The organism is Variovorax sp. GW821-FHT09B01 (assembly GCF_059418345.1).
The window spans coordinates 40,335-64,709 of the sequence record NZ_JBWKPQ010000016.1 but is presented as its reverse complement, the minus strand read 5'-3'; the positions used below and the strand labels follow the sequence as shown (position 1 = coordinate 64,709).

Genomic DNA, 24,375 nt, shown 5'->3' with positions numbered 1-24,375 from the left:
GTAATCGGCGTGGCTCGGTATTCCTTTTTTTCCTGGCCGGTGGTGGGCGTACATTCCGCCGCATGAACTTCACCTTCAAGCAGCTCGAGGCCTTCCTGTTCAGTGCCAGGCTCCAGAGCTTCAGCGCCGCGGCGGTGAAGCTGCACACCACGCAGTCGGCCATCTCCAAGCGCCTGGCCGAGCTCGAGGAGTCGCTCGGCGGTCCCTTGCTGCACCGCACCTCGCACGGGCTGGAGCTGGCGCAGCCCGGCCGCGAGCTGCTGCCGCTGGCGGAAGAGGCGCTGCGGCTGTGGCAGCGCATCGAGCACGACATCAGCCTCGACAAGACGCTGCGCGGCAGCTTCCGCGTGGGCGTGACGGAACTGATCGCGATGACCTGGCTCACGCGGCTGATCCAGCTGCTGCAGAAGCTGCATCCGCAGGTGACGATCGAGCCGGTGGTGGATGCCGGCCTCACGCTGTTCGAGCGGCTCGAGGCCAACAAGCTCGACCTGACGATCATGCCGGGCACCTTCTGGGGCCAAGCCTTCGAATCGGTCAAGGTGGGGCAGGTCGACCAGGCCTGGATCGCGAGCCCGCGGCTGCGCATTCCGCAGCGCGCGCTGAAGCCGCACGAGTTCGCCGACTACCCCGTGATCGAGCAGCCCGCGGGCGCCTCGAAGAACCGCTTCTACGAGGCCTGGCGCGCGGAGCACGGCTTCCGCTTCGGCAAGGTCATGCTGACCAACAGCACGACGGTGCTGCGCGAGCTGACGATCAGCGGCTTCGGCATCAGCCAGCAGGCGCTCGACTACGTGCGGCCCGACATCCGCAGCGGCCTGCTGCGCATCGTGCGCAGCGACCCGATGCCGCCGCCGCTGGTCTACAGCGCCGTGCACCGGCGCGACAACGCGAGCCCGGCGCTGGCGCGCATCGTCGAGCTGGCCGTGCAGACCTGCGACTTCAAGCTGCGCGCGAGCCAGCACGACGTGGCGCCCGCGGGGCCCGCGCGCGGCGCGGGCACGCGCCAGCGCGCGCTGCGCCCGGGCGCGAAGAAGCCCGTGAAGGTGGCCCGGCGCTAGGATCCGGGCGGGATTTCTGAAATATACGCATTGCGTATAAACTCGCGGCCTATGAACATGCCGCAGCAAGTGCTTCTCCGCGACGCGATGCGTCAGCTCAACATGACGCGCGATGCCTTCGCCGAGCGCATCGGCAGCCGCCGGAGGGCGCTCGACGCCTGGCTGCTGCCCGACGAGTCGAACGAATTTCGGGCCATGCCCGAGGTGGCACGGCGCTTCGTGAGCGAGATCCTGGCCTCGAGCGGGCGCCCCGGAGAATATACGCAGAGCGCACAGAATGGTGCACTGCGCCGGTCGCTCCATGTCGACGGCGCGCAGCACCTGCTGTCGGTGGCCCAGTTCGATCGCGAGGCCATCGACGAGCTGTTCCGGCTCGCCGACGTGATGCAGCCGATCGCGCGTCGCCGCAAGGTCAGCCGCGTGCTCGAGGGCGCGGTGCTGGCCAACCTGTTCTTCGAGGCCAGCACGCGCACGCGCGTGAGCTTCGGCGCGGCCTTCTGCCGGCTCGGCGGCTCGGTCTGCGACACGACGGGCTTCACCTTCTCCTCGATGGCCAAGGGCGAATCGATCCGCGACACCAGCCGCGTGATCAGCGGCTATGCCGATGCGATCGTGGTGCGCCATCCCGAGCAGGGCTCGGTCGCCGAGTTCGCGCGCGCCACCAACGTGCCGGTCATCAACGGCGGCGACGGGCCGGGCGAGCATCCGAGCCAGGCGCTGCTCGACCTCTACACCATCCAGCGCGAGTTCTCGCGCCTGGGCAAGCTGGTCGACGGCGCGCATGTCGCGATGGTCGGCGACCTCAAGTACGGCCGCACGGTGCATTCGCTGATCAAGCTGCTCGCGCTGTACCGCGGCCTGAAGTTCACGCTGGTCGCGCCGCTGCAGCTCGCGATGCCGGCGGAGATCGTGGAGCTGGTGAGCCGCAACGGCCACGTGGTCGAGACCGCCACCGCGCCGGCGCAGGCGCTGGCCGGCGCCGACGTGGTCTACGCGACGCGCATCCAGAAGGAGCGCTTCGCGCACGACGAGGTGCTGGAGGGCTTCGACCAGGCCTTCGCGATCGACCGCGCGCTGGTCGATGCGGCGTGCAGGAAGGACGTGGTGCTGATGCATCCGCTGCCGCGCGACGGCCGCCCGGGCTCGCACGACCTGAGCACGGATCTCGACAACGACCCGCGGCTGGCGATCTTCCGCCAGACCGACAACGGCATCCCGGTGCGCATGGCCATCTTCGCCACGCTGCTGGGCGTGGACCGGCTCGTGAGCCGCTCGATGCGCGACGCGGCCTGGACGCCACCCTCGCACATCGGTCCCGACGACAGCAGCTTCCACGGCCTCGACTGAGGCTGGCGCGAAACCGCCATCGAGCGCGGGTAAGCTCGCCGCCCATGAAGCGCAACACCACCGCCAAGTCCACCAGCGTTCCCCCCGCCGCGAACGGCAAGGCCCCGGCCACCGAGGCCTCCGGCGGCGCCCCGGTGTTCGCGGTGCTCGCGCGCATCGAGACCCTCTGGTCCTCGCTCGGCCCGGTGGGCCAGCGCATCGCCGACTTCATCGTGAAGAACCCGCGCGAGGTGGTCCACATGTCGGTCAGCGAGGTGGCCGAGCGCACCGGCTCGAGCGAGGGCAGCATCGTCGGCCTGTGCAAGAACCTCGGCGCCACCGGCTTCCAGCAGATCAAGATCGCGCTGGCGCAGGAGATCGTGCGGCCGGTGCAGTTCATCCACGAGGACCTCGATCCGCAGGACGCGGCCGAAGCGGTGATCCGCAAGATCTTCCAGAGCAACGTGCAGACCCTGCACGACACGCAGGCCACGCTCGATGCCGGCTCGATGGAACGCGCGGTGAAGCTGTTGCGCGACGCCGAGCGCATCGAGATCTACGGCATCGGCAGCTCGGCCACCATCGCCGAGGACGCGCACTACCGCATGCTGCGCATCGGCCTCAACGCGAAGGTGGTGGTCGATTCGCACGTGCAGGCGATCAGCGCCTCGCTCACCGACTCGCGGGTGGCGGTGCTGACCATCTCGCACTCGGGCAGCACGCACGAGACCGTGACCGCGACGCGGCTGGCCAAGGAGGCCGGCGCCTCGACCGTGTGCATCACCAACTTCGGCAAGTCGCCGATCCAGGCCTTCTCGGACGTGCTGCTGTTCACCATGGCGCGCGAGACCAACTTCCGCACCGAGGCCATGACCAGCCGCCTCGCGCAGCTCGCGATCATCGACGTGCTGATCGCCTGCCTGGCGCTGTCGGACTACGACACCTCGGTGCGCACGCTGCGCCAGACCTTCGACGTGCTGTCGCTCAAGCGGTACTGAGGCGGCTGCGCTCGGGCGGCCGCGCGGGCAGGGCGGTCACCTCGGCCGTGGCGCGCGGCAGCAGCAGGCCGGCGACCGAAGGCGCCACCGCCTCGGGCGCGGCACCCACCAGCAGGCAGGCCATGCCCAGCCGCGCGGCGCCCGCGGCATCGGTGGCCGGGTTGTCGCCGATCACCACCGTGCTCGCGGGCTCCGCGCCCAGGCAGCGCAGGCCTTCCTCGAACAGCAGCGGCTCGGGCTTGCCGACGATGCGCCAGGGCTGCACGCCGCTGGCCGTGAGCACGGCCGCGAGCAGCGAGCCGGTCTCGGGCACCACGCGGCCGTGCGGGCCCGGATGGGTGGCGTCGGCGTTCGTGACCACCAGCCGCGCGCCGCGCAGCAGTTCGTTGGCCACCGCGCCCAGCCGCGCATGGCTGAAGCGCATGTCGAGCGCGAGCAGCACGAACTCGGCCTCGGACGCGACCAGCCGGAAGCCGAGCGCGCGCGCATGGCGCTGCAAGGCCGGCGTGCCCACCACCATCAGCCGCGCCGTGGGGTGCTGGCGCGCGAGCAGGCTCACGGCGAGCTCGCCGGCCAGCACGATGCGCTCGGGCGGCGCGCGCAGGCCGAGCCGGCGCAGCCGCAGCGCGAGGCCCTGGGCGGTGTGGGTCGAGTTGTTCGACACGATCGCGAAGCGGCCCTCGAAACGCTCGAGGAGTTCGGCCGCGCCATCGATGGCCTCGTTCTGGCGCACCAGCGTGCCGTCGAGGTCGAGCAGCAGGTGACGCGCCTGCGCGAGCGGTGCCAGGTCCGCTGCCGCGGGGCCTCCCGGCGCCCGGGTCTGGGTTGCGATGTTCTTCATGGATCTCCGGTTCGGGCCATCGGGGGAGCGGGGTGCTGGCCGTGCGGCGGGATTGTATTGAACATTGCTCAGTCGTTTGCTAATTTTCAAATGAGCTTATTTCATTTGCTTGTCATCTTCGACTTCTAAAGTTCAACGCAACCGAGCGAGGCACTCGCCCGAGAAACGCCCCCGAACCGAAGGAACCGATCATGAAGAAACTCCTGGCCATCGCCGCCGCCGCCGTCTCGTTCAGCGCGCTGCTGGCCCTCCCGTCCCATGCCCAGTCCGTGGCCGACGGCTCGCGCGAACATCCGCTGCGCGTGCTGCTGATTCCCGCCGACGGCGGCACCGAATCGGGCACCAAGGCCGACTACGCGCCGGTGTTCAACGCCATCACGCGCAGCACCGGCCTGAACTTCGACCTCAAGGTCGGCCAGTCCTACGGCGCCGTGGTCGAGGGCATGTGCAACCAGCTCGCCGACATCGCCTTCTTCGGCCCGGTGTCGTACGTGCAGGCCCACAAGCGCGGCTGCGCGCAGCTGCTGGCCGTGGGCGTGGAGAAGGGCGCCTCGGTCTACTACGCCGGCATGTTCGCCAAGGCCAATGCGCCGATCGCCTCGATCAAGGACCTGAAGGGCAAGCGCGTGGCCTTCGGCGACGTGAACTCGGCCTCGAGCTTCACCTTCCAGATCGCGATGCTGCTCGACGCCGGCATGGACCCGGCCAAGGACCTGTCGGCGATCCGCATGACCGGCAGCCACGCCAGCAGCCTGGCCGCGCTGGTGCAGGACCAGGTCGACGTGGCCTCGCTCTCGTTCGACTCGTACGAGAAGGCGGTCAAGCAGGGCGCGGCCGATCCGAAGACCATCAAGGTGATCGCCAAGAGCATGGCCATTCCCTATCCGCCGCTGGCGCTGAACTCCAAGCTGCCCGAGGCGCTGAAGACCAAGCTCAAGGACGCCTTCCAGACCGTGAACAAGGCCCCCGGCATTACGCCCGACATGATCCGCGGCTACGGCGGCGGCAAGATCGACGGCTACGACACCAAGTTCTCCGAGGAGGAGTTCAACGTCGCCGCCGAGAAGCTGGGCCTGCTGACCGACGACCTCAAGGGCCGCATCCTCGCCAAGGCGGCCGAGCGTTGATCGCCGGCGATCGCACGCACGCCGCCCAGCCCGCCGCCGGAAGCACGCCCATGCTGCAGTTCGAATCGGTCGCCATGCGCCACCCCGACGGCACGCGCGCGCTCGGCGGCGTGTCGCTCGAGGTGCCCGCGGGCCAGTTCTGCGTGGTGCTGGGCGCCTCGGGCGCGGGCAAGTCGACCCTGCTGCGCACCGCCAACGGCCTGGTCGTGCCCACGCAGGGCACGGTGCGGGTCGAGGGCGTGCGCATCGCGCCGGGCTCGCTGGCACGCGTGCGTCCGCGCATCGGCATGATCCACCAGCAGTTCAACCTGGTGCTGCGCTCGAGCGTGGCCGAGAACGTGCTCGCCGGCGCCTTGCCGGCCCTGGGCACCTGGCGCGCGCTGCTCGGCCTGTTCACCGACGCGCAGCGGCGCAAGGCCTGCGAACTGGTCGAGTCGGTGGGTCTGGGCGAGGAGCACCTGCTGCGCCGCGTGAGCGAGCTCTCGGGCGGCCAGCAGCAGCGCGTGGGCATCGCGCGCGCCTTCATGCTCGATCCGCCGCTGGTGCTGGCCGACGAGCCGGTGGCCAGCCTCGATCCGCAGACCAGCCACGACGTGCTGTCGCTGCTGCGCCGGCAGGCGCGCGAGCGCGGCACCACGGTGCTGTGCAGCCTGCACCAGATCGAACTGGCCTGCGAGTTCGCCGATCGCATCGTGGCCTTGCGTCGCGGCGTGGTCGTGTTCGACGGCGCGCCGCGGATGTTCCAGCCGCAGGTCTTCGATGCGATCTACGGCCGCGGCGACACCGCGCCCGAGTCCGTGCCCGCGGCCCGGCCATCGATGGCCGGCGAGCCCGAGGCGGCGCTGCCGCTGCATGCCGGCGCCCTGGAGCTCGCGCAATGAACACGATCTCTTCCTCCTCTTCCGACGCGCGCGCGTCGCGCCCGGCCTCGGCCTGGGACCTGCCGCGGCCCTTCGGCACCCGCACGCTGGTCGTGCTGCTGCTGGTGCTCGTGGTGGGCTTCTTCGCGGGCCAGCGCGTGGAGATGGGCCGCATGCTCTCGCTGACCGGCGAGGGCGTGCTCGCCGCGGTGGGCCTGCGCGACAACTCGCAGGTGCTCTCGGGGCTGGGCTCGATCGCGCGCTCGCTGTTCCCGCCGCAGATCTCCGAGCAGACCGAGGTCGCGCGCGTCGAGGGCTTCGACCGCAACCGGCTGCCCTGGTTCTCGCGCGTCGAGACCCTCGAGACGCACGAGCCCAAGCTGAACCCCGAGACCCTGCAGATGGAGGACCGCGTCGAGCGCCGCGAGGTGCTGATCGAGCCGCTGGGCTACCTGTGGCACGTGGCGGTGAAGATGCTCGAGACCTTCGAGATCGCGGTCTGGGCCACGCTGATCGCGATCGTGCTGAGCGCGCCATTGGCCTGGTGCAGCGCGAAGAACTATGCGCCCAACCGCCTGGCCTACGGCCTCGCGCGCAGCGTGGTCGGCCTGTTCCGCGCGGTGCCCGAGCTGGTGAGCGCGCTGTTCCTGGTGCTGGCCTACGGCTTCGGCCCGATCGCCGGCGTGCTGGCCCTCGCGCTGCACTCGGCCGGCTTCCTCGGCAAGTTCTACGCCGAGGACATCGAGACCGCCGACGACAAGCCGCAGGAGGCGCTGCGCGCCATCGGCGCCAACAAGCTCAAGGTGATGCGCTTCGCGGTGCTGCCGCAGGTGATGCCGCAGTTCATCGCCTACACGCTCTACGTGCTCGACCGCAACGTGCGCATGGCCACCGTGGTCGGCCTGGTCGGCGCGGGCGGCATCGGCCAGGAGCTCAAGGGCCGCTACGACATGTACAACTATGCGCATGTCGGCACGATCCTGATCGCGATCTTCCTGACGGTGCTGGTGCTCGACCGCATCGCCGCCCGGCTGCGCAGCCGCTATGGCTGAGCCCTGAGTCCCCCGCGGGCACCGCGTTCGCGGCGCCCGCCCCCATTCCCTGATTTCTGTCCGAACTCTCGCGCGGCTTGTCCGCCGCGCGGAGCGGCTTCGGCCGCGCCTTTGTCTCCCACGTCCCTCGATTCGAAAGGAACCCTCATGAAAACAGCATCTTCCCGGTACGGCCTCGCTGCGGCAGGCCTTCTCCTGTGCCTGAGCCTCGCCGCCTGCGGTGGCGGTGGTGGGGGCGGTGGCCTGCCGATCCTGCCGCCGGGACAGACCCCGCCGGCCGGCGACGGCAACAACGGCAACGGCAACAACCCGCCGCCCCAGCCCGCGCTCAAGTGCGCGCCCTGAGTCCGCGCCTTCGTCCTGACCTCCCTTCGCCCCTGCGTTGAAAGAACCTCCCATGAACACCACCTCCCGTCGCGATTTCTTCCGCAAGTCGGCCGGCGCCATCGGCGCGGCCTCGGCCCTCACCATGCTTCCGCCCGTGATCCGCAAGGCCCTGGCGGTCGAGGCCGCGGTCGACACCGGCTCCATCAAGGACATCAAGCACATCGTGATCCTGATGCAGGAGAACCGCAGCTTCGACCACTACTTCGGCACGCTGAAGGGCGTGCGTGGCTTCGGCGACCGCTTCCCGATCCCGCTGGCCAACGGCAAGTCGGTGTTCTTCCAACCCAACACCACCGCGGGCGCGCCAGAGATCCAGCCCTTCCGCCGCGACTCCACGATCGCCAACGCGCTGATCGGCTCGGGCGCGCCGCACAGCTTCCCCGACATGCAGGGCGCCTGGGCGCAGGGGAAGATGGACCGCTGGATCCAGTTCAAGAACCAGGTGACGATGGGCTACTACCTGCGCGAGGACATCCCGTTCCAGTTCGCGCTGGCCGATGCCTTCACGATCTGCGACGGCTACCACTGCTCGATCCTCACCGGCACCGATCCCAACCGCATCGTGTTCTGGTCGGGTTCCAACTTCAATCCCGAGCTGCGCAAGAAGGGCATCAACAGCACCGACACCGATTCGGAACCGGTCAACTCGCGCTGCTGGCCGAGCCCGTCGAACTGGATCGCGGGCAACCCGCAGGAAGCCGACGGCACGGGCCAGAAGAACGCGACCACGGGCGCCTACAACTACAAGTACGTCAACAACGCGTTCAAGTGGGACACGCTGCCCGACGTGCTGCAGAAGAACGGCATCAGCTGGCACATCTACCAGAACATGAACAACAACTGGACCGGCGCCATGAACGGCTGCCTGGCGTTCCAGAGCTTCCGCACCGCGCAGCCCGGCTCGCCGGTCTACCAGCACGGGTTGACCGGCGGTCCCGCCGCGGCCGACGGCGCCACCAACTTCCTGGCCCAGCTCAAGCAGGACGTGATGAACGACACCCTGCCGCAGGTCTCGTGGGTGCTGCCCACGCAGGCACTGGCCGAACACCCGGGCAGCAGCGAAGGCGTGGCCGGCGCGGCCGACTTCATCTCGGACGTGCTGAGCGCGCTGACCTCGAACCCCGCGGTCTGGAGCAAGACGGCGCTGTTCGTGACCTTCGACGAGAACGACGGCTTCTTCGACCACCTGGCGATGCCCGCCGTGCCCTCGTACGACGCCAACGGCAACCTGATGGGCAAGTCCACCGTGCCGCTGGACGGCGAGTACTTCGACGCCTCGGTGGGCAGCTACCTCAACGCCGCCGACACCGTCAGCGGCAAGATCCGTCCCTGGGGCCTGAGCTCGCGCGTGCCGATGTACGTGGTGTCGCCGTGGAGCAAGGGCGGCTGGGTCAACTCGCAGGTGTTCGACCACACCTCGATGGGCCGTTTCCTCGAGAAGCGCTTCGACATCACGATCGACGCCATCAGCCCGTGGCACCGCGCGGTCTGCGGCGACCTCACGAGCTGTTTCGACTTCGTCAGCCCGAACGATCCGGTGGTGCCCAAGCTGCCCGACACCAGCGGCTATCCCGCCATCAACACGGCGCAGAAGGCGCTGGGCAACACCGGCGTCATCACCAAGGCGCCCGTGCCCGCCACGCCGCTGTTCCAGGAGACCGGCACGCGCTTCTCGCGCGCGCTGCCCTACGAGCTGCACACCAGCGCGCGCGTCGAGGCGCGCGGCCTGGTCTCGCTGATCTTCAGCAACACCGGCGACCAGGGCGCGGTGTTCCACGTCTACGACAAGCTGCACCTGGACCGCATCCCGCGCCGCTACACGGTGGAAGCCGGCAAGCAGCTGCAGGACTACTGGGACACCGGTGCCACCGACGGCGGCAAGTACGACCTCTGGGTCTACAGCACCAACGGCTTCGTGCGCAGCTTCAGCGGCGACGCGATGGCCTTCAACGCGGCCGCCTTCAGGCCCGAGGTCCAGGTCTGCTACGACCCGGCCGCCGGCGACGTCTACGTGAAGGTGCACAACAACGGCAGCATCGACGGCGAGGTGACCGTGCAGTCGAACGCCTACCGCACCGACGGCCCCTGGACCCTCAGGGCGCCGAAGGGCGACATGGGCACGCTGCACTGGGAGCTCAAGGACAGCGGCCACTGGTACGACTTCACCGTGACCGCCGGCAACGCCGTGCGCCGCTTCGCGGGCCGTGTCGAGACCGGCAAGCCCACCGTGAGCGACCCCGCGATGGCGATGCACCTGCAGGCCTGAGCGCGCTTCCACCCCAACGAGGAGAAACACCATGAAGAAGAACAAGCGCATGCCGCGCGGCGCGAGCCTGCTCGGCGCGTCGCTGGCCCTGGCCGCGATCTGCGGCCCGGCCCTGGCCCAGACGGTGCCGGTGGTCTGGGACCCGGCCAAGGCCAACCTCGGCGTCGGCACCGATGCCGGCACCACGGTCGGCGGCAGCAACAACACGGCCGTCGGCACCAAGGCCGGCACCAAGGTGACGGGCGACGACAACCTGGCCGTGGGCCAGAACGCCGGCGCCGGCGTCACCGGCAGCAACAACCAGGCGATCGGCGAGGGCGCGGGCAACACGGTCAACGGCAGCGGCAACCAGGCCATCGGCCAGAACGCCGGCAACAACGTGACCGGCCCGACCAACCAGGCCATCGGGCAGGGCGCCGGCAACAACGTCACCGGCACCAGCGACATCTCGATCGGCCTGGGCGCCGGCAACAACGTCAGCACCAACTGGAACCTCGCGATCGGCAACAACGCGGGCACCAACGTGTCGGGCGGCAATGCCAACGTCGGCATCGGCTTCGAGTCGGGCCAGAACGTCAAGGGCGGCTGGAACCAGTCGATCGGCCGCAGCGCGGGCGACAACGTCACCGGCGACCACAACAACGCCACCGGCTTCCATGCCGGCAGCGGCGTGACCGGCAGCGACAACAACGCCACCGGCACCAACGCCGGCATGACCGTGACCGGCAGCAACAACAACGCCATGGGCAACGGCGCCGGCAGCAAGGTCACGGGCAGCGACAACACGGGCATCGGCACCAATGCCGGCAGCAACGTGACGGGCAGCAACAACGTGTCGCTCGGCGAGGGCGCGGGCAACAACGTCGGCACCAACTGGAACCTGGCGATCGGCGAGGGCGCGGGCAGCAACGTGTCGGGCAAGAACGCCAACCAGGCGATCGGCTACTACGCGGGCACCAACGTCAACGGCGGCTGGAACCAGACCATGGGCCGCAGCTCGGGCCAGAACGTGACCGGCGACTACAACAACTCGACCGGCTACGCGGCCGGCTCGAACGTGACCGGCAGCCGCAACGACGCCACGGGCCAGAACGCCGGCCAGAACGTGACCGGCAACGACAACGAGGCCTACGGCACCGGTGCCGGCAGCAACGTCAAGGGCAACGGCAACCAGGCCTACGGCACGGGCGCGGGCAACAACGTCAACGGCAGCAACAACCTGTCGATGGGCCAGGGCTCGGGCGCGGGCGTCACCGGCGTGGGCAACCAGGCCTCGGGCATGCAGGCCGGCGCGGGCGTCTCGGGCAACAACAACATCGCCACCGGCCAGGCCGCGGGCGGTGGCGTGCAGGGCAGCAACAACGTGGCCTCGGGCACGATGGCGGGCCAGGCGGTCAGCGGCAACTCGAACCTCGCGCAGGGCAACAGCGCGGGCCAGCACGTGCGCGGCAACGACAACATCGCGATCGGCTCGGGCTCGGGCGCCTACGTGAGCGCCAACCAGACCGCCTCGATCGGCGCCGGCGCGCGCGCCAGTGCCGACAACTCGCTGGCCATCGGCACCAATGCGCAGGCCTTCGAGGACTCGGGCGTGGCGATCGGCAACGGCGCCGTGGTGAACCATGCGAACAGCGTGGCGCTCGGCGCCGGCAGCGCGACCACGCGCGGCGCGCTCAACAACTACACCGCGATCGGCATGGCCGGCGTGCAGTCGTCGATGGGCGAGGTGGCGCTGGGCAACCGCCAGATCACCGGCGTGGCCCCGGGCAGCGCGCCCACCGACGCCACCAACGTCGGCCAGGTGCAGGGCATGGTGAAGGAGGGCGTGAGCCAGGCCAATGCCTACACCGACACCGTGGCCGCGCAGGGCCTGCCGGTCGGCAGGGCCTACACCGACCTCACGGCCGCCCGCCTGCAGAGCCAGATCGACGACACGGCCCGCCGTGCCTACGCCGGCATCGCCAGCGTGGCCGCGATGGAGGCCGCGCCGATGGTGCCCGGCAAGATCAGCTATGCCGTGGGCCTGGGCAACTACCGCAGCGAGAGCGCGATCGGCGGCTCGCTGCGTCACACCTCGCAGGACGGCCGCTACAGCGTCACGCTCGGCGTGGGCGCGAGCAGCTCGGGCGTGGTGACGCGCGTGGCGCTCACGGGCGTGTTCGACTGAGGACACGGTGCCGGCGGGCGCAGGGGCTCTGCTATAACGCAGCGGCCCTGTTCAACCCGCCGCATCCCTCATGCACAACACGTCGCTGACGCTGCTCAAGTGGATCTTCATCGCCGTCGGCCTGGGCCTGCTGGTCATCGCGATCGTGGTGCCCAACGAGGCCAAGTGGCTGCTCACGCTGCTGGGCCTGATGTTCACGGGCGTGGGCGGCGGCATCCTGTTCGTCGGCGAGCGCAATGCGAAGCGCGCGGCCTGGCTGCTGCAGCACGGCCAGCGCATCGATGCCGAGCTGCGCGAGGTCGAGCTCAACACCTCGTTCCAGGTCAACGGCCGGCATCCCTACCGCGCCATCGTCGAGGCGCGCGCCGGCTTCGGGCGCGAGCTGCGGCAGTTCCGCAGCGCCAACATCTGGTTCGATCCCACGCGGCACCTGAGCGGTCGCCGGATCGCGGTCTACGTCGATCCCGCGAACCCGAAGCGCTACCACGTGGACCTGTCGTTCCTGCCGCCGCGCGGCTGAGCTTCAGCGCACTTCAGCGCACCAGCGCGAAGCGCGCGTGCAACCCGCCCACGGCCGAGGGCGATACCCACAGGTCGAAGTCGCCGGGCTCCACGGTGGGCCGCAGGTCGCGGCCGATGAAGGCGAGGTCGGCCGCGCGCAGCGCGAACTCGACCTGCACCGAGGCGCCGGGCGCGATGCGCAGCTTGCGGAAATCCTTGAGCTCGCGCACCGGTCGCGTCACGCTCGCGGTGCGCTGCGCGATGTAGAGCTGCACCACTTCCTCGGCCTCGCGCTGGCCGGTGTTGGTGACGGTGGCGCGCACGCGCAGCGTGCCGTCCGTCATCGGCAACTGCTCGCTGTCGAGCGCGACGCTGTCGTAGCGCACCGGCGCGAAGCCCAGGCCGAAGCCGAAGGGATAGAGCGCCTCGTTGGGGGCCTCGATGTAGCGCGTCTTGAAGGCGGTGCCGGGCGCGTCGGGTGGCAGCGGGCGGCCGGTGCGCTTGTGGGCGTAGTAGTAGGGCACCTGTCCCGCCGCCTGCGGAAAGCTCACCGGCAGCCGGCCCGAGGGATTGAAGTCGCCGAACAGCACGTCGGCGATCGCGTGGCCGGTCTGCACGCCGAGGAACCAGGTCACGAGGATCGCGCGCGCATCGCGCACCACCGGCGGCAGCGCCATCGCGCGGCCGTTGCTCAAGAGCACGACGATCGGCTTGCCGGTGGCCGCGACCGCCTCGGCCAGCGCCTGCTGCACCAGCGGCAGGCCGATGTCGGCGCGCGAGCGCGATTCGCCCGACATGCGCTCGCCTTCGCCGATGGCCAGCACCACCACGTCGGCCTGGCGCGCCGCGGCCACCGCGGCCTCGATGCCGCCGGGCACGAGCGACTCGACGTTCGAGCCGCGCGTGACCGTGAGCGAGGCCGCGTCGCCGAGCGCGGCGCGCAGGCCCTGGTCGATGCCCACCGGCGCGCTCTGGCCCGGGAACAGGCTCCAGGCGCCCAGCAGGTCCTGCGTGCCCGAGGCGAAGGGGCCGATCAGCGCGACCCGGGTGCCGGTCTTCGCGAGCGGCAGCAGCGCGCCCTCGTTCTTCAGCATCACGATCGAGCGGCGCGCGCTCTCGCGCGCCAGCGCGATGAAGGCCGGGTCCTCGGCGCGCTGCGCGGCCGGCGGGCCGTCGAGGCCGCGCATCGGCTGGTCGAACAGGCCGAGCCTGAGCTTGGCGTGGAGCACGCGGCGCACCGCGTCGTCGAGCCGCGCCATCGGCACCTCGCCCGCGGCCACCAAGCCCGGCAGCTCGCGCATGTAGAGGCCGCTCTGCATGCTCATGTCGGTGCCCGCGAGGAAGGCCTGCTTCGCGGCCTCGCGGCCGTTGGCCGCGTAGCCGTGCGCGATCAGTTCCTCGTCGGCCGTGTAGTCCGACACCACGAAGCCCCGGAAGCCCCACTCGCCGCGCAGCACGCCGGTCAGCAGCGCCGGGTTGGCGGTCGAGGGAATGCCCGAGATCTCGTGGAAGCCGCTCATCAGCGACAGCGCGCCCGCGTCGAGCGCGGCGCGGAACGGCGGCAGGTAGACCTCGCGCAGCGTGCGCTCGGAGATGTCGACGGTGTTGTAGTCGAGCCCGCCCTCGGCCGCGCCGTAGCCCGCGAAGTGCTTGGGCGTGGCGAGCATGGCATCGGCGCGCGACAGGTCGTCGCCCTGGAAGCCGCGCACGCGCGCGGCGGCGAAGCGGCTCGCGAGCAGCGGGTCTTCGCCCACGCCCTCGATGCCGCGGCCCCAGCGCGCATCGCGCGCGATGTCGACCATGGGCGCGAAGGTCCAGCGGAAGCCGTCGGCGCTGGCCTCGACCGCCGCCGCGCGCGCGGTGCGCTCGGCCAGCGCGGGTTCCCAGCTCGAGGCCTCGGCCAGCGGCATCGGGAAGATGGTGCGAAAGCCGTGGATCACGTCGGCGCCGAAGATCAGCGGAATGCCCAGGCGCGATTCCTGGACCGCGATGCGCTGCAGCTCGCGCTTGCGCGTCAGGCCCTCGTTGTTGAAGAGGCCGGTCACGCGGCCCGCGCGCACCTCGTCGGCCTCGAGCTGCGCATTGCGCCGGTTGGCCTGCGGGTTGCCGGGGATGTTGGTATCGGCCGGGCCGTAGAGGCTCAACTGGCCGACCTTCTCCTCGACCGTCATGCGCGCGATCAGCGCCTCGATGCGCTGATCGGTGACGGCCGGGACGGGGGCTTGGGCGAAGGCGAGGAGGCTGGCGAGGAGACCGAGGGCGAGAAAGAGGAACGGGGCTTTTTTTCCGACGTGCATGGGCGCCCATTCTGCAGACATCGCCCGCCGCGGTCGCAAGCGGGTTTCCGCCCTGCCCGTAGGGCGATGTCCGACCCGTTCACACGAGCCGTGGGCTATTCGGCCGTCGCGCCCGACTCCTTCGCCACCTTGACCCACTTGGTGGTCTCGCTGCCGATGAAGGCCGCGAGTTCGGCGGGCTTCATGCGGCCGGCCGTCACGCCCTGTTCCTCGAAGCGCTTGACCACGTCGGGTTGCTGCAGCGCGCGCGAGAGCTCGGTGTTGAGCCGCTGCACGATCTCGGGCGGCGTGCCGTGCGGCGCCATCAGCGCGAACCAGGTCGTCATGTCGTAGCCCTTGAGGCCGGCCTCGTCGAGCGTGGGCACGCCGGGGTAGGCGGGCGAACGCGCCTTCGTGGTCACGGCCAGCGCATGCACCTTGCCGGCCTTGACGTGCGGCGAGGCCGAGGGGCTGGTCTCGATCGCCATCTGGATCTGGCCGCCCATCAGGTCGGCCATCATCGGCGCGCCGCCCTTGTAGGGCACGTGCACGATCTCGGTCTTCGTCATCGAGCGGAACAGTTCGCCCGAGATGTGCTCGGTGCTGCCGTTGCCGGCCGAGCCGAAGTTGATCTTGCCGGGATTGGCCTTGATGTAGGCCACGAGTTCGGCGACGGTCTTCGCGGGCACCTTGTCGTTGACGATCAGCACGTTGGGCGTGGAGGCCACCAGCGCCACCGGGTCGAAGTCGCGCTGGAAGTCGTAGGCCAGCTTCTTGTAGAGGCCCGGCGCGATCGAGTGCGCGATGGTCGCGAGGAACAGCGTGTAGCCGTCGGCCGGCGCCTTGGCCGCGAGGGTCGCGCCCACGGTGCCGCCCGCGCCGCCGCGGTTGTCGACGATCACTGGCTGCTTGAGCGATTCCGAGAGCTTCTGGCCCACGGTGCGCGCGACGATGTCGGTGGTGCCGCCGGCCACGAAGGGAACCACGAGGGTGATGGGCTTGCTCGGCCAGTCGGCGGCGAGCGCGGGCAGGGTGCCCGCGGCCAGCAGCAGGGTCGCGAGGGTGGTGCGGAGGAAGGCTTGTCTTTTCATGGTCGTGGGGTCTTGGTGTTGTTATGAAGAGGGTGGTCAGGTCACGCGGTTGCGCAGCGGCAGGCCGGCGTTCCAGCGCCGCAGGTTGTCGAGGAAGAGGGCGGCCACGCGCGCCTCGTTGCCGTCCGAATGGCCGGCCGTGTGGGGCGTGACGATGACGTTCGGCAGCGACCACAGCGGCGAGTCGGCGGGCAGCGGCTCGTGCGCGAACACGTCGAGATAGGCACCGGCGAGCGCGCCGCCGCGCAGCGCCTCGATCAGCGCGGCTTCGTCGACCACCTCGCCGCGCGCGACATTCACGAGCCGCGCGCCCGGCGGCAGCAACGCGAGCGCGGCGGCATCGACCAGCCCGCGCGTGCGTTCGGTCAGCGGGCAGGCGAGCAGCAGCCAGTCGGCGCGCGGCAGCACCTGGCCGATGTCCTCGAAGCGCACGCTCTCGACGGCGGGCGCCAGCGCCGCATCGGCGCTGCTGCGCACCGAGACCACGCGCAGCCCGAGCGCCGACAGCAGCGCGCCCAGGCCCTGACCGATCGGCCCCCAGCCCACGATCGCCGCGGTCTGGCCCGCGAGGTCGCGCGGCAGCCCGCTGCCCACGAGCGGCGCCCAGGTCTTCTCGCGCTGCGCCGCGAGCAGTTGCGGAAAGCGGCGCGCGAGCATCAGCACGCCGGCCAGCGCGGTCTGCACCACCACGCCCGCATTGGCGCCCGAGGAGGTCGTCACCTCGACGCCGCGCGCGCGCAGCTCGCCGTACACGGGCCGGTCGGCGCCCGAGGAATGGGCATGCACCCAGCGCAGCGAGGGCGCATGGCGCAGCGCATCGTGAAAGCGCCGGGTCTGCGGCAGCAGCTCGTGCTTGGTCGACAGGCCCGTGACGTCGCGCGAGACGAAGGCCACGTCGGCATCGTCGCCCTCGGCCACCACCACGTGCGCGCGGCCGGCCAATGCCTCGACCAGGCCGGTGCCGGCCTGGAGCGCGGCGGCCTCGGTCATCAGAATGCGCAGCGGCCCGCTCATTCGGCCGTCGCGCCCGACTCGCGAACGATGCTCTTCCATTTCTCGTACTCCTGCCGCGTGAACCGGCCGAACTGCTCGGGCGTGCCGCCCACCGGGTCGGCGCCCTCGCGGATCATCTGCGCTTCGAGCGAGGGCAGCGCGTCGTTGACCGATTTGTTGAGCAGCGCGATCACCGGCGCGGGCGTGCCCTTGGGCGCGAAGAAGCCGAACCAGGAGCCGGCCGAGAAATCGCCGAAACCCTTCTCGGCCACGGTCGGCACGTCGGGCAGCGAGCGCGAGCGCTTGAGGCTGCTGACCGCGATGGCGCGCAGCTTGCCCGCGCGGATGTGCGGGATCACCGAGGGAATGGTCGCGAACATGAACTGGATGCGCCCCGCGAGCAGGTCGGTGAGCGCATTGGCGCCCTTGTAGGGCACGTGCAGCGTGTCGGCGCCGATGCGCTTGCCGAGCATGTAGCTCGACAGGTGCGAGGAGGTGCCGATGCCGGTCGAGCCGTAGTTGAGCTTGTTCGGGTTGGCCTTGGCATAGGCGATGAATTCCTCGAGCGTCTTCGCGGGCACCTCGGGGTTCACCACCAGCACGTTGGGCACGTCGGCGATCTGCACCACGGGCACCAGGTCGCGCAGCGGGTCGTAGGGGAGGTTCTTGTAGAGCGTCTGGTTGACGGCCATCGGGCCCACCGAGTTGACGATCAGCGTGTAGCCGTCGGCCGGCGCGCGCACCACGAACTCGGTGCCGATGTTGCCGCCGCCGCCGGGCTTGTTGTCGATCACGAAGGGCTGGCCGAGCTTCTCGGACAGCTGCTGCGTGACGGCGCGCGCGAGGATGTCGGTGGTGCCGCCCGCGGTGAAGGCGACGACCACGCGCACGGGCTTGGCGGGATAGGCGGCCTGCGCCTGCGCGCGCGGCGCGGCGCCGAGGCCCGCGGCCAGCAGCAGGGCCGCGGCCAGGCCCAGGAGTCGTCGCGGCAGGAGGGAGGGCTTGTCTCGTTTCATTCTTGTGATCCTCTGGGGGTGGATGGGCTCTACACGGGCGGGGGAAAGTCGTACAGCGCGGCCGGGTTGTCGACCAGCACGCGCCGGCGCTGCGCCGCGTCGGGCAGCCAGCGCGCCAGCAGGTTCAGCAAGGCGCCGTCGTCGGGCACCTGCTGCGCCTCGAAGTAGTTGATGTGCGGCCAGTCGCTGCCCCACACCACGCGCTCGGCATTGGCCTGCAGCAGCGCTTCGGCGAAGGGATCGATGTCGGCGTAGGGCGGGCCCAGGCCGGTGTTGCGGTCGGCGCCCGAAATCTTGGTCCAGGCCTTGCCGTCGGCCAGCAGCCGGCACAGCGTGCGAAAGCCCGGGTCTTCGATGCCGCGCGCGGCCGCCATGCGGCCCATGTGATCGATAACCAGCGGCAGGCCCAGGCGCAGCAGGCGCGGCGCGAGCTCGACCAGGTCGGGTGCGTGGATCCAGATCTGCGCATGCCAGCCGCGTTCCGCGAGGCGCGGCGCGAGTGCCTCCAGCACCTCGATGCCCACGCCGTTGCGGTAGACCGCATGGCCGTCGCGCTGGAACAGGTTGAAGCGCACGCCGCGGATGCCCGCCGCATGCCAGCGGTCGAGCTCGGCATCGCCGGTGTCGGCGCGCGGCACGGCGATGCCGCGCAGGCGCCCGGGGTACTGCGACAGGGCTTCGAGCACCGCGCCGTTGTCGGTGCCGCTCGCGCTGCCGGTCACCAGCACGCCGCGCGCGAGGCCGAGCCGGTCGAGGTGCGCGATGAAGGCCGCGCCCGGGTATTCGGCGGGCGTGTAGCTGCGGTCCTCGGCGAGCGGAAAGCGTGCGTAGGGACCGAAGACGTGGGCATGGCTGTCGCAGGCGCCGGGCGGCGGCGCGAAGGCCACGGGTGCGAAGGCCTCGTGGGGAGGCAGGCAGGGGCGGGTCATGCGGGCTGCCTCCTCAGTCGACCTTGAGCTTGCCGCTCTTCGCGAGCAGACGGGCGCCGGCGTCTTCCTTCTTCAGCGTGGCGAGCCACTCCTCGGGCGACGAGGCCTGGCCGGGGCTGCCGACGGAGATCAGGCGGCGCTTCACGTTCTCGTCGGCCAGCGCCTTGCGCAGCGCGGCATTGAGCGTCTGCACCACGTCGGCGGGCGTGCCGGCCGGCGCGAGCAGGCCGGTGGCGGTGGTGGCGTCGAAGTCCTTGAGGCCGGCCTCGCGCAGGGTCGGCACGTTCGGCAGCGCGGGGTCGCGTTCCTTCGACATCACGGCCACCGCGCGCAGCATGCCCGACTGGATGTGGGCGGCCGAACTCGTGAGCTGGTCCACCACCAGGTCGATCTGGCCGCCCAGCAGGTCGGTGAGCGCCGGCGCCGAACCCTTGTAGGGAACGGTGTTGAGGCTCAGCTTGCCGGCCCGCTCGAGCTGCAGCAGCGCGATGTGGTTGGTGGTGCCCGGGCCCGCATGGCCGGCCGTGACCTGGCCAGGCTTGCCGCGCGCGGCGGTGAGCAGTGTCTCGATGTCCTTGTACGGACCCTGGCCGCGCACCGCGATCACCAGCGGCGTGGTGGCGGCGAGGCCGATGGGCGCGAAGTTGTCGAGCGCGTAGGTGGTCTTCGTCATCAGCGGCAGCACCACCAGCGCATTGGGCGTGCTGACCAGCAGCGTGTAGCCGTCGGGCTGCGCGCGTGCCACGTACGAGGCGCCGATGGCGCCGCCCGCACCGGCGCGGTTGTCCACGATCACCGATTGGCCCAGGATCTGGCCGAGCACGGGCGCGAGCGTGCGCGCGACCACGTCGAGGTTGCCGCCGGGCGCGAAGGGCACGACCAGCGTGACGGGCTTCTGCGGGAATTTCTGCGCGAAGGCGGGAACGGCCATGGCCGCAGCGAGCAGCGCCAGTACGGCGGGGAACAGTCTTCTTTTCATCGGGAGTCGTCTTGGTTCTTCGAGGGAGGCGGGTGCTTCAGTCGCGGAAGCCCGGATCCATGCGGTCGAGCTTGCGCAGCAGCGCCGGCCATTCCATGAGCCCGTAGGGGCGGCGCGTGCCGGGCTGGTAGTTGTTCCAGGTCTCCTCGAGCACGCTCTGCGGCACGGCCTTGAGTGGCGTGTTGCACGACATCGCGCCGATCTGCGCGCGGCAGGCCAGCTCGAGCCGGTGCATCCAGTTGAAGGCCTCGCCCACGCTGCGGCCCACCACCAGCGCGCCGTGGTTGCGGAAGATCACGGCCTCGCGGTCGCCCAGGTCTTCCAGCAGCGAGGCCTGCTCGGCGGTGTTGAGCACCACGCCCTGGTAGTCGTGGTAGCCGATCTTGAGGAAGCGCATCGCGGTCTGCGTGAGCGGCAGCAGCCCGCATTCGAGCGAGGACACCGCCATCGAGGCCCAGCTGTGGGTGTGGATCACGCAGGCCACGTCGGGCCGCGCGGCATGCACCGCGCTGTGGATCACGTAGCCGGCCTTGTTGATGCCGTAGTCGAGCTCGCCGAAGTCAGGCGAGGAGAGGATGCGGCCGTCGGCGTCGACCTTGATGAGGCTGGACGCGGTGATCTCCTCGTACATCATCCCGTAGGGGTTGATGAGGAAGGCGCCCTTCTCGCCGGGCACGTGCGAGGAGATGTGGTTGGCCATCATGTCGGACATGCCGTAGAGGTCGACCAGCCGGTAGCAGGCGGCGAGGTCGATGCGCGCCTGCCATTCGGCGGGGGAGCACTGGTCCTTCATGGAGGGGATCTGGAGCACGCCAGGGTTCGTCATCGCGGAGGTCCTTTCTTCGATATCGGGTATGGGTTCAGTCGGCGCCGAGCTGCAGGCGGCTGGGCAGGCGCTTCTCGATCGCGAACTTCAGAAGCGCCGCGCAGCGGAAGATGCCGTGCGCGAACTTGCCGTAGGGCAGCGTGAGGAACAGCGCCATCACCACGCCCAGGTGCACCGCGAGCAGCAGCGCCATGAATCTCGTGTCGCGCCAGGCCAGCAGCGCCAGGCCCGTGAGGCTGGTCAGCAACAGCAGCGCGATGAAGCCGCGGTCCATGGGCCGCTGCGCGACGTCGCCATGCGCCGGGTCGCGCCGCAGGTTGAGCCACAAGAGGCCGATCGGGCCGACCACTAGGCCGATGCCGCCCGCGGTGCCCAGCAGCACCGGCAGGCTGGTCAGCGCATAGGGCGCATGCAGGTCGAACAGGTAGTGGTAGAGCGTGGCCACGCAGGTCGAGGCGAAGCACAGCATGAAGCCGTAGAAGGTGAAGTGGTGGAAGCGCCGGCGCCACAGCGTGAAGCGGTCGTCCTCGTTGTTGCAGCCCTCGCCGTGGCCGCCGCCCAGGTACTTCAAGCGCAACGCGTCGTGCGCCGCTTCCGCGCTCGCGGGCCCGCGCACGCCCGCCATGGCCGGCGCGTTGCCGGGGTCGTTGGCCGGCGAGACCTCGCGCCAGAAGCGCCGCACGCCCAGCGCCAGCGCGAGCAGCACGAACAGCGACACCGCGCCGAACAGCAGCGCGAGGAAGTTGTGCGGGAAGATCGCGTAGAAGTTGCCGGCCAGCGGCTCGTGCAGCAGCGAGCCGCTCATCGCGACCGCGAGCACGAGGAACAGCGCGAGGCCGCCGGCCAGGGCCAGCGCGACCGTGAGCCCCGCCTTCTCGTAGAGCGAGCCCATCGCGGCGGGCCAGGCGTAGTCGTGGTAGGTCTGCATGCGCACCTGGGCCATGGCCTGCGGCACGTTGACCGCGAACTCGTGCGGCGGCGCGTACTGGCAGGCATGCAGGCAGGCGCCGCAGTTGTGGCAGAGGTTGGCCAGGTAGTGCGTGTCGGCCTTGCCGAACTCGAGGCGCCGCGTCATCGCGGGGAACACGGCGCAGAAGCCCTCGCAGTAGCGGCAGGCGTTGCAGATCTGCAGGATGCGCGCGACCTCGCCCTCGGGGGCGGTCAGCGGAAGGGCGGGCTGGATCGGGATCACGCGCGACGGGGTGGCGCCGATGCCGTCCGCATCGGCACGCGCGCGGGCGACGAGATCAGTGAGCTGCTGCAAGAGGGGTCTCCGGGGAATTCTTCGAAATGTTCTTGGCGGCTTTCGCTGCCTGCGTGCCGGCGATGCGGCCGAAGGCCGTGCCGATGCTCATGCCGACGCCCGCCGTGTAGCCCTTGCCGAGCACGTTGCCGGCCATCATTTCGCCGGCCACGAACAGGTTGGGGCTGGGCCGGCCGCCGAAGCGCACGGCCGCGGTCTCGTCCACCTTCAGGCCCAGGTAGGTGAAGGTGATGCCGGGGCGCACCGGGTAGGCGTAGAAGGGCGCGGTGTCGAGCGGGCGCGCCCAGTGCGTCTTGGCGGGTGCGAGGCCCTCGGTGTGGCAGTCGTCGAGCGCGGTGTGGTCGAAGCGGCCGACGCGGCAGGCGGCGTTGTAGTCCTGCACGGTGCGCACGAAAGTGGCTTCGTCCAGGCCGATCTTCTGCGCGAGTTCGCCGAGCGTGCTCGCCTGCGTGCCCGTGAACACCGGCGGCATGAAGCGGCCGACCGCCTTCTGGTCGATGATCGACCAGGCGATCTGCCCCGGCTGCTGCGCCACCAGCCGGCCCCAGATCGCATAGCGCTTGGGCCAGAAGTCCTCGCCCTCGTCGTAGAAGCGCCGGGCTTCGCGGTTGACCACCACGCCGAGCGAGACGCAATCGATGCGCGTGCAGATGCCGCCGTCGTAGAGCGGCGCGCGCGCGTCGATGGCGACCATGTGGCCCTGCGAGGGATCGCCGATGCTGTCGGCGCCCGCGGCGATCATGTGCTTGAGCAGCACGCCCTGGTTGAAGCGCGTGCCGCGGATCAGGAAGTTGTCGGCCGGCCATTCGCCGCGCTCGTTCTGGCCCCAGGCCTCGCGCAGCCATTCGCGGTTCGACTCGAAGCCGCCGGCCGCGAGCACGCAGCTCTTCGCCGCGATGCGTTCGCCGGCCTCGGTGCGCACGGCCACGAAGCGCTCGCCGTCGAGCTCGACCGAGGCCACGGGCGTGTCGTAGCGGATCTGCACGCCGAGCCTTTCGGCACTGCGGAAATAGGCGTTGACCAGCGCCTTGCCGCCGCCCATGAAGAAGGCATTGGTGCGCGCCACGTGCAGCGCGCCCGACAGCGGCGGCTGGAAGTGCACGCCGTGGCCGCGCATCCAGTCGCGGCAGTTCGACGAGGCGCGGATCACCAGCCGCGCGAGATGCTCGTCGGTGAGGCCGCCCGTCACCTTCAGCAGGTCCTGCCAGTACTCCTCTTCAGGGTAGGCATCGACCAGCACGTCCTGCGGCGCGTCGTGCATGCAGCGCAGGTTGCGGGTGTGCTGCGAATTGCCGCCGCGCCATTCTTTGGGCGAGGCCTCCAGCAGCAGCACCGAAGCGCCGGCCTCGCGCGCCATCAGGGCGGCGCACAGCGCGGCATTGCCGCCGCCGACAACCAGTACGTCTATCACTCGTGGGTCTCCTTGGAATCCAGGAGACTTTAGGCAGCGCGGCCTTCACGCGAAAGGCCGGATGAGGCAACGGGTGTTCAGTTTTCGAGAAGACTGGCGCCGGTCCAGCGGCCGTCGCGAACGAGGCTGCGCGCGGTGTCGGCCACCACCACGCGCGTGGCCAGCGCGGCCGGCGAGAGCTCGTCGTCCGACAGGCTCACGAGCAGGTTGCGCCGGCCCACGTGGGCATCGGCGATCTGCGTGAGCTCGAGGTCGTCGCGGTCGTGGCGCGCGGTGGCGGCGCCGGGCTGCACGGTGGCGCCGTAGCCGGCGCGCACCGCGTCCATCAGCAGCGCGAGGCCGTCGACCTCGGCCACGATGTTCGGCTGCACGCGCGCGCGCAGGAAGGCCGCCATCAGCGTGGCGCGCAGGCCGTGGCTGCCGCTCGGCAGGATCAGCGGCACCTCGGCCAACTGCGAGAGCCGCACCTTGGTGCCCATGGGGCGCTTGGCCAGCGTGGGCGAGGCGACCACGAAGAGCTTCTCGGCCAGCAGCGGCGAGACGCTCCAGCGCCGCGGCGTGTCGGTCTGGAACAGCACGGCCAGGTCGAGCTGGCGCGCATGCAGCATGGTCGTGAGATGGCCCGACAGCGCCTCGACCATGTGCAGCCGCACCTCGGGATAGCGCTCCTGCATGGCGCGCATCAGCGGCACGCCGAGCACGGTGGCGGTGGTGGGCGCGAGGCCCACGCTGACATGGCCCGACAGCCGCGCCTGCTGCGCCGCGCGCACCGCGTCGTCGGCATGGCGCAGCGTGAGCTGGGCCTGCTGCAGGAAGGCCAGGCCGGCATCGGTGGGCGTGACGCCCGTGGAGCTGCGCTGCAGCAGGCGGGTGGCGAGCTCGCTCTCGAGCCGGCTGATCTGCTGGCTCAGCGCCGAGGTGACCACGCCGAGCTCGACGGCCGCGCGGCCCATGCTGCGCAGTTCGCAGACCTTGACGAAGTAGCGCAGTTGCCTCAGTTCCAT

General features: G+C 70.4%; 21 protein-coding genes. 10 read left to right on the top strand and 11 right to left on the bottom strand.

Features of this window, described 5'->3' with window-relative positions; translation table 11 throughout:
- Window positions 1-62 precede the first annotated feature (62 nt).
- From AC07RV_RS31980 to AC07RV_RS31970, 3 genes are read left to right on the top strand one after another with little or no spacing between them, the layout of a single operon-like run.
- The gene (locus tag AC07RV_RS31980) at window positions 63-1,061 is read left to right on the top strand and encodes a LysR family transcriptional regulator (protein ID WP_296785156.1); all 999 of its coding nucleotides are present in this window, start codon (window positions 63-65) and stop codon (window positions 1,059-1,061) included.
- Window positions 1,062-1,112: 51 nt separating this feature from the next.
- A complete protein-coding gene (locus AC07RV_RS31975; RefSeq protein WP_296785157.1) occupies window positions 1,113-2,408 on the top strand; it encodes an aspartate carbamoyltransferase in 1,296 nt (431 codons plus the stop codon).
- Window positions 2,409-2,452: 44 nt separating this feature from the next.
- Window positions 2,453-3,385, top strand: coding sequence for a MurR/RpiR family transcriptional regulator (locus AC07RV_RS31970; protein WP_296785159.1), 933 nt, complete (start codon window positions 2,453-2,455; stop codon window positions 3,383-3,385).
- On the opposite strand, the gene AC07RV_RS31965 is transcribed toward AC07RV_RS31970, so the two are convergent.
- The gene (locus AC07RV_RS31965; protein WP_093344424.1) at window positions 3,372-4,226 is read right to left on the bottom strand and encodes an HAD-IIA family hydrolase; all 855 of its coding nucleotides are present in this window, start codon (window positions 4,224-4,226) and stop codon (window positions 3,372-3,374) included. The genes AC07RV_RS31970 and AC07RV_RS31965 overlap by 14 nt on opposite strands.
- 191 nt (window positions 4,227-4,417) lie before the next feature.
- Between AC07RV_RS31965 and AC07RV_RS31960 the strand changes: the two genes are divergently transcribed.
- The 7 genes from AC07RV_RS31960 (at window position 4,418) to AC07RV_RS31930 (ending at window position 12,605) form a co-directional block, all read left to right on the top strand.
- Entirely contained in the window at window positions 4,418-5,353 is a 936-nt protein-coding gene (locus tag AC07RV_RS31960) for a phosphate/phosphite/phosphonate ABC transporter substrate-binding protein (RefSeq protein WP_093344422.1), read from the top strand.
- A gap of 50 nt (window positions 5,354-5,403) precedes the next feature.
- Window positions 5,404-6,234, top strand: a complete 831-nt coding sequence (locus tag AC07RV_RS31955) for a phosphonate ABC transporter ATP-binding protein (RefSeq protein ID WP_093345025.1) — start codon at window positions 5,404-5,406, stop codon at window positions 6,232-6,234.
- Entirely contained in the window at window positions 6,231-7,265 is a 1,035-nt protein-coding gene (gene phnE, locus AC07RV_RS31950; protein ID WP_296785164.1) for a phosphonate ABC transporter, permease protein PhnE, read from the top strand. The genes AC07RV_RS31955 and phnE overlap by 4 nt, the downstream gene beginning before the upstream one ends.
- Before the next feature lie 147 nt (window positions 7,266-7,412).
- Window positions 7,413-7,610 carry a hypothetical protein gene (locus tag AC07RV_RS31945; protein ID WP_143129180.1) on the top strand — a complete coding sequence of 66 codons (198 nt, stop codon included), beginning with the start codon at window positions 7,413-7,415 and terminating at the stop codon, window positions 7,608-7,610.
- Between the two features lie 52 nt (window positions 7,611-7,662).
- A complete protein-coding gene (locus AC07RV_RS31940; RefSeq protein WP_296785166.1) occupies window positions 7,663-9,918 on the top strand; it encodes a phosphocholine-specific phospholipase C in 2,256 nt (751 codons plus the stop codon).
- A gap of 31 nt (window positions 9,919-9,949) precedes the next feature.
- Window positions 9,950-12,085 carry a YadA family autotransporter adhesin gene (locus tag AC07RV_RS31935; RefSeq protein WP_296785168.1) on the top strand — a complete coding sequence of 712 codons (2,136 nt, stop codon included), beginning with the start codon at window positions 9,950-9,952 and terminating at the stop codon, window positions 12,083-12,085.
- A gap of 70 nt (window positions 12,086-12,155) precedes the next feature.
- Window positions 12,156-12,605 carry a DUF3592 domain-containing protein gene (locus AC07RV_RS31930; protein WP_296785170.1) on the top strand — a complete coding sequence of 150 codons (450 nt, stop codon included), beginning with the start codon at window positions 12,156-12,158 and terminating at the stop codon, window positions 12,603-12,605.
- A gap of 13 nt (window positions 12,606-12,618) precedes the next feature.
- On the opposite strand, the gene AC07RV_RS31925 is transcribed toward AC07RV_RS31930, so the two are convergent.
- From AC07RV_RS31925 to AC07RV_RS31880, 10 genes are all read right to left on the bottom strand, one after another.
- Entirely contained in the window at window positions 12,619-14,883 is a 2,265-nt protein-coding gene (locus AC07RV_RS31925) for a glycoside hydrolase family 3 N-terminal domain-containing protein (protein ID WP_296785173.1), read from the bottom strand.
- A gap of 95 nt (window positions 14,884-14,978) precedes the next feature.
- Window positions 14,979-15,953, bottom strand: a complete 975-nt coding sequence (locus AC07RV_RS31920) for a tripartite tricarboxylate transporter substrate binding protein (RefSeq protein WP_296785175.1) — start codon at window positions 15,951-15,953, stop codon at window positions 14,979-14,981.
- Window positions 15,954-15,989: 36 nt separating this feature from the next.
- Complete coding sequence (locus tag AC07RV_RS31915; RefSeq protein ID WP_296785178.1) at window positions 15,990-16,967, bottom strand: D-2-hydroxyacid dehydrogenase; 978 nt, start codon at window positions 16,965-16,967, stop codon at window positions 15,990-15,992.
- Window positions 16,964-17,962, bottom strand: coding sequence for a Bug family tripartite tricarboxylate transporter substrate binding protein (locus AC07RV_RS31910; RefSeq protein ID WP_296785180.1), 999 nt, complete (start codon window positions 17,960-17,962; stop codon window positions 16,964-16,966). Before AC07RV_RS31910 ends, AC07RV_RS31915 begins: the two co-directional genes overlap by 4 nt.
- 29 nt (window positions 17,963-17,991) lie before the next feature.
- Window positions 17,992-18,891, bottom strand: a complete 900-nt coding sequence (locus AC07RV_RS31905; protein WP_296785182.1) for an amidohydrolase family protein — start codon at window positions 18,889-18,891, stop codon at window positions 17,992-17,994.
- Between the two features lie 13 nt (window positions 18,892-18,904).
- A complete protein-coding gene (locus AC07RV_RS31900; protein WP_296785185.1) occupies window positions 18,905-19,870 on the bottom strand; it encodes a tripartite tricarboxylate transporter substrate binding protein in 966 nt (321 codons plus the stop codon).
- A gap of 37 nt (window positions 19,871-19,907) precedes the next feature.
- The gene (locus AC07RV_RS31895) at window positions 19,908-20,696 is read right to left on the bottom strand and encodes a class II aldolase/adducin family protein (RefSeq protein ID WP_296785187.1); all 789 of its coding nucleotides are present in this window, start codon (window positions 20,694-20,696) and stop codon (window positions 19,908-19,910) included.
- A gap of 34 nt (window positions 20,697-20,730) precedes the next feature.
- Window positions 20,731-21,960, bottom strand: coding sequence for a tricarballylate utilization 4Fe-4S protein TcuB (gene tcuB / locus AC07RV_RS31890; RefSeq protein WP_281078644.1), 1,230 nt, complete (start codon window positions 21,958-21,960; stop codon window positions 20,731-20,733).
- Complete coding sequence (gene tcuA / locus AC07RV_RS31885; RefSeq protein ID WP_296785191.1) at window positions 21,944-23,371, bottom strand: FAD-dependent tricarballylate dehydrogenase TcuA; 1,428 nt, start codon at window positions 23,369-23,371, stop codon at window positions 21,944-21,946. The genes tcuB and tcuA overlap by 17 nt, the downstream gene beginning before the upstream one ends.
- Before the next feature lie 77 nt (window positions 23,372-23,448).
- A complete protein-coding gene (locus tag AC07RV_RS31880; protein WP_296785194.1) occupies window positions 23,449-24,375 on the bottom strand; it encodes a LysR family transcriptional regulator in 927 nt (308 codons plus the stop codon).

What these genes read in the sequence shown, in the direction of transcription:
- AC07RV_RS31980 (WP_296785156.1), top strand. Translation starts at nt 63, where the DNA reads ATGAACTTCACCTTCAAGCAGCTCGAGGCCTTCCTGTTCAGTGCCAGG.
- AC07RV_RS31975 (WP_296785157.1), top strand. Translation starts at nt 1,113, where the DNA reads ATGAACATGCCGCAGCAAGTGCTTCTCCGCGACGCGATGCGTCAGCTC.
- AC07RV_RS31970 (WP_296785159.1), top strand. Translation starts at nt 2,453, where the DNA reads ATGAAGCGCAACACCACCGCCAAGTCCACCAGCGTTCCCCCCGCCGCG.
- AC07RV_RS31965 (WP_093344424.1), bottom strand. Translation starts at nt 4,226, where the DNA reads ATGAAGAACATCGCAACCCAGACCCGGGCGCCGGGAGGCCCCGCGGCA.
- AC07RV_RS31960 (WP_093344422.1), top strand. Translation starts at nt 4,418, where the DNA reads ATGAAGAAACTCCTGGCCATCGCCGCCGCCGCCGTCTCGTTCAGCGCG.
- AC07RV_RS31955 (WP_093345025.1), top strand. Translation starts at nt 5,404, where the DNA reads ATGCTGCAGTTCGAATCGGTCGCCATGCGCCACCCCGACGGCACGCGC.
- phnE (WP_296785164.1), top strand. Translation starts at nt 6,231, where the DNA reads ATGAACACGATCTCTTCCTCCTCTTCCGACGCGCGCGCGTCGCGCCCG.
- AC07RV_RS31945 (WP_143129180.1), top strand. Translation starts at nt 7,413, where the DNA reads ATGAAAACAGCATCTTCCCGGTACGGCCTCGCTGCGGCAGGCCTTCTC.
- AC07RV_RS31940 (WP_296785166.1), top strand. Translation starts at nt 7,663, where the DNA reads ATGAACACCACCTCCCGTCGCGATTTCTTCCGCAAGTCGGCCGGCGCC.
- AC07RV_RS31935 (WP_296785168.1), top strand. Translation starts at nt 9,950, where the DNA reads ATGAAGAAGAACAAGCGCATGCCGCGCGGCGCGAGCCTGCTCGGCGCG.
- AC07RV_RS31930 (WP_296785170.1), top strand. Translation starts at nt 12,156, where the DNA reads ATGCACAACACGTCGCTGACGCTGCTCAAGTGGATCTTCATCGCCGTC.
- AC07RV_RS31925 (WP_296785173.1), bottom strand. Translation starts at nt 14,883, where the DNA reads ATGCACGTCGGAAAAAAAGCCCCGTTCCTCTTTCTCGCCCTCGGTCTC.
- AC07RV_RS31920 (WP_296785175.1), bottom strand. Translation starts at nt 15,953, where the DNA reads ATGAAAAGACAAGCCTTCCTCCGCACCACCCTCGCGACCCTGCTGCTG.
- AC07RV_RS31915 (WP_296785178.1), bottom strand. Translation starts at nt 16,967, where the DNA reads ATGAGCGGGCCGCTGCGCATTCTGATGACCGAGGCCGCCGCGCTCCAG.
- AC07RV_RS31910 (WP_296785180.1), bottom strand. Translation starts at nt 17,962, where the DNA reads ATGAAACGAGACAAGCCCTCCCTCCTGCCGCGACGACTCCTGGGCCTG.
- AC07RV_RS31905 (WP_296785182.1), bottom strand. Translation starts at nt 18,891, where the DNA reads ATGACCCGCCCCTGCCTGCCTCCCCACGAGGCCTTCGCACCCGTGGCC.
- AC07RV_RS31900 (WP_296785185.1), bottom strand. Translation starts at nt 19,870, where the DNA reads ATGAAAAGAAGACTGTTCCCCGCCGTACTGGCGCTGCTCGCTGCGGCC.
- AC07RV_RS31895 (WP_296785187.1), bottom strand. Translation starts at nt 20,696, where the DNA reads ATGACGAACCCTGGCGTGCTCCAGATCCCCTCCATGAAGGACCAGTGC.
- AC07RV_RS31880 (WP_296785194.1), bottom strand. Translation starts at nt 24,375, where the DNA reads ATGGAACTGAGGCAACTGCGCTACTTCGTCAAGGTCTGCGAACTGCGC.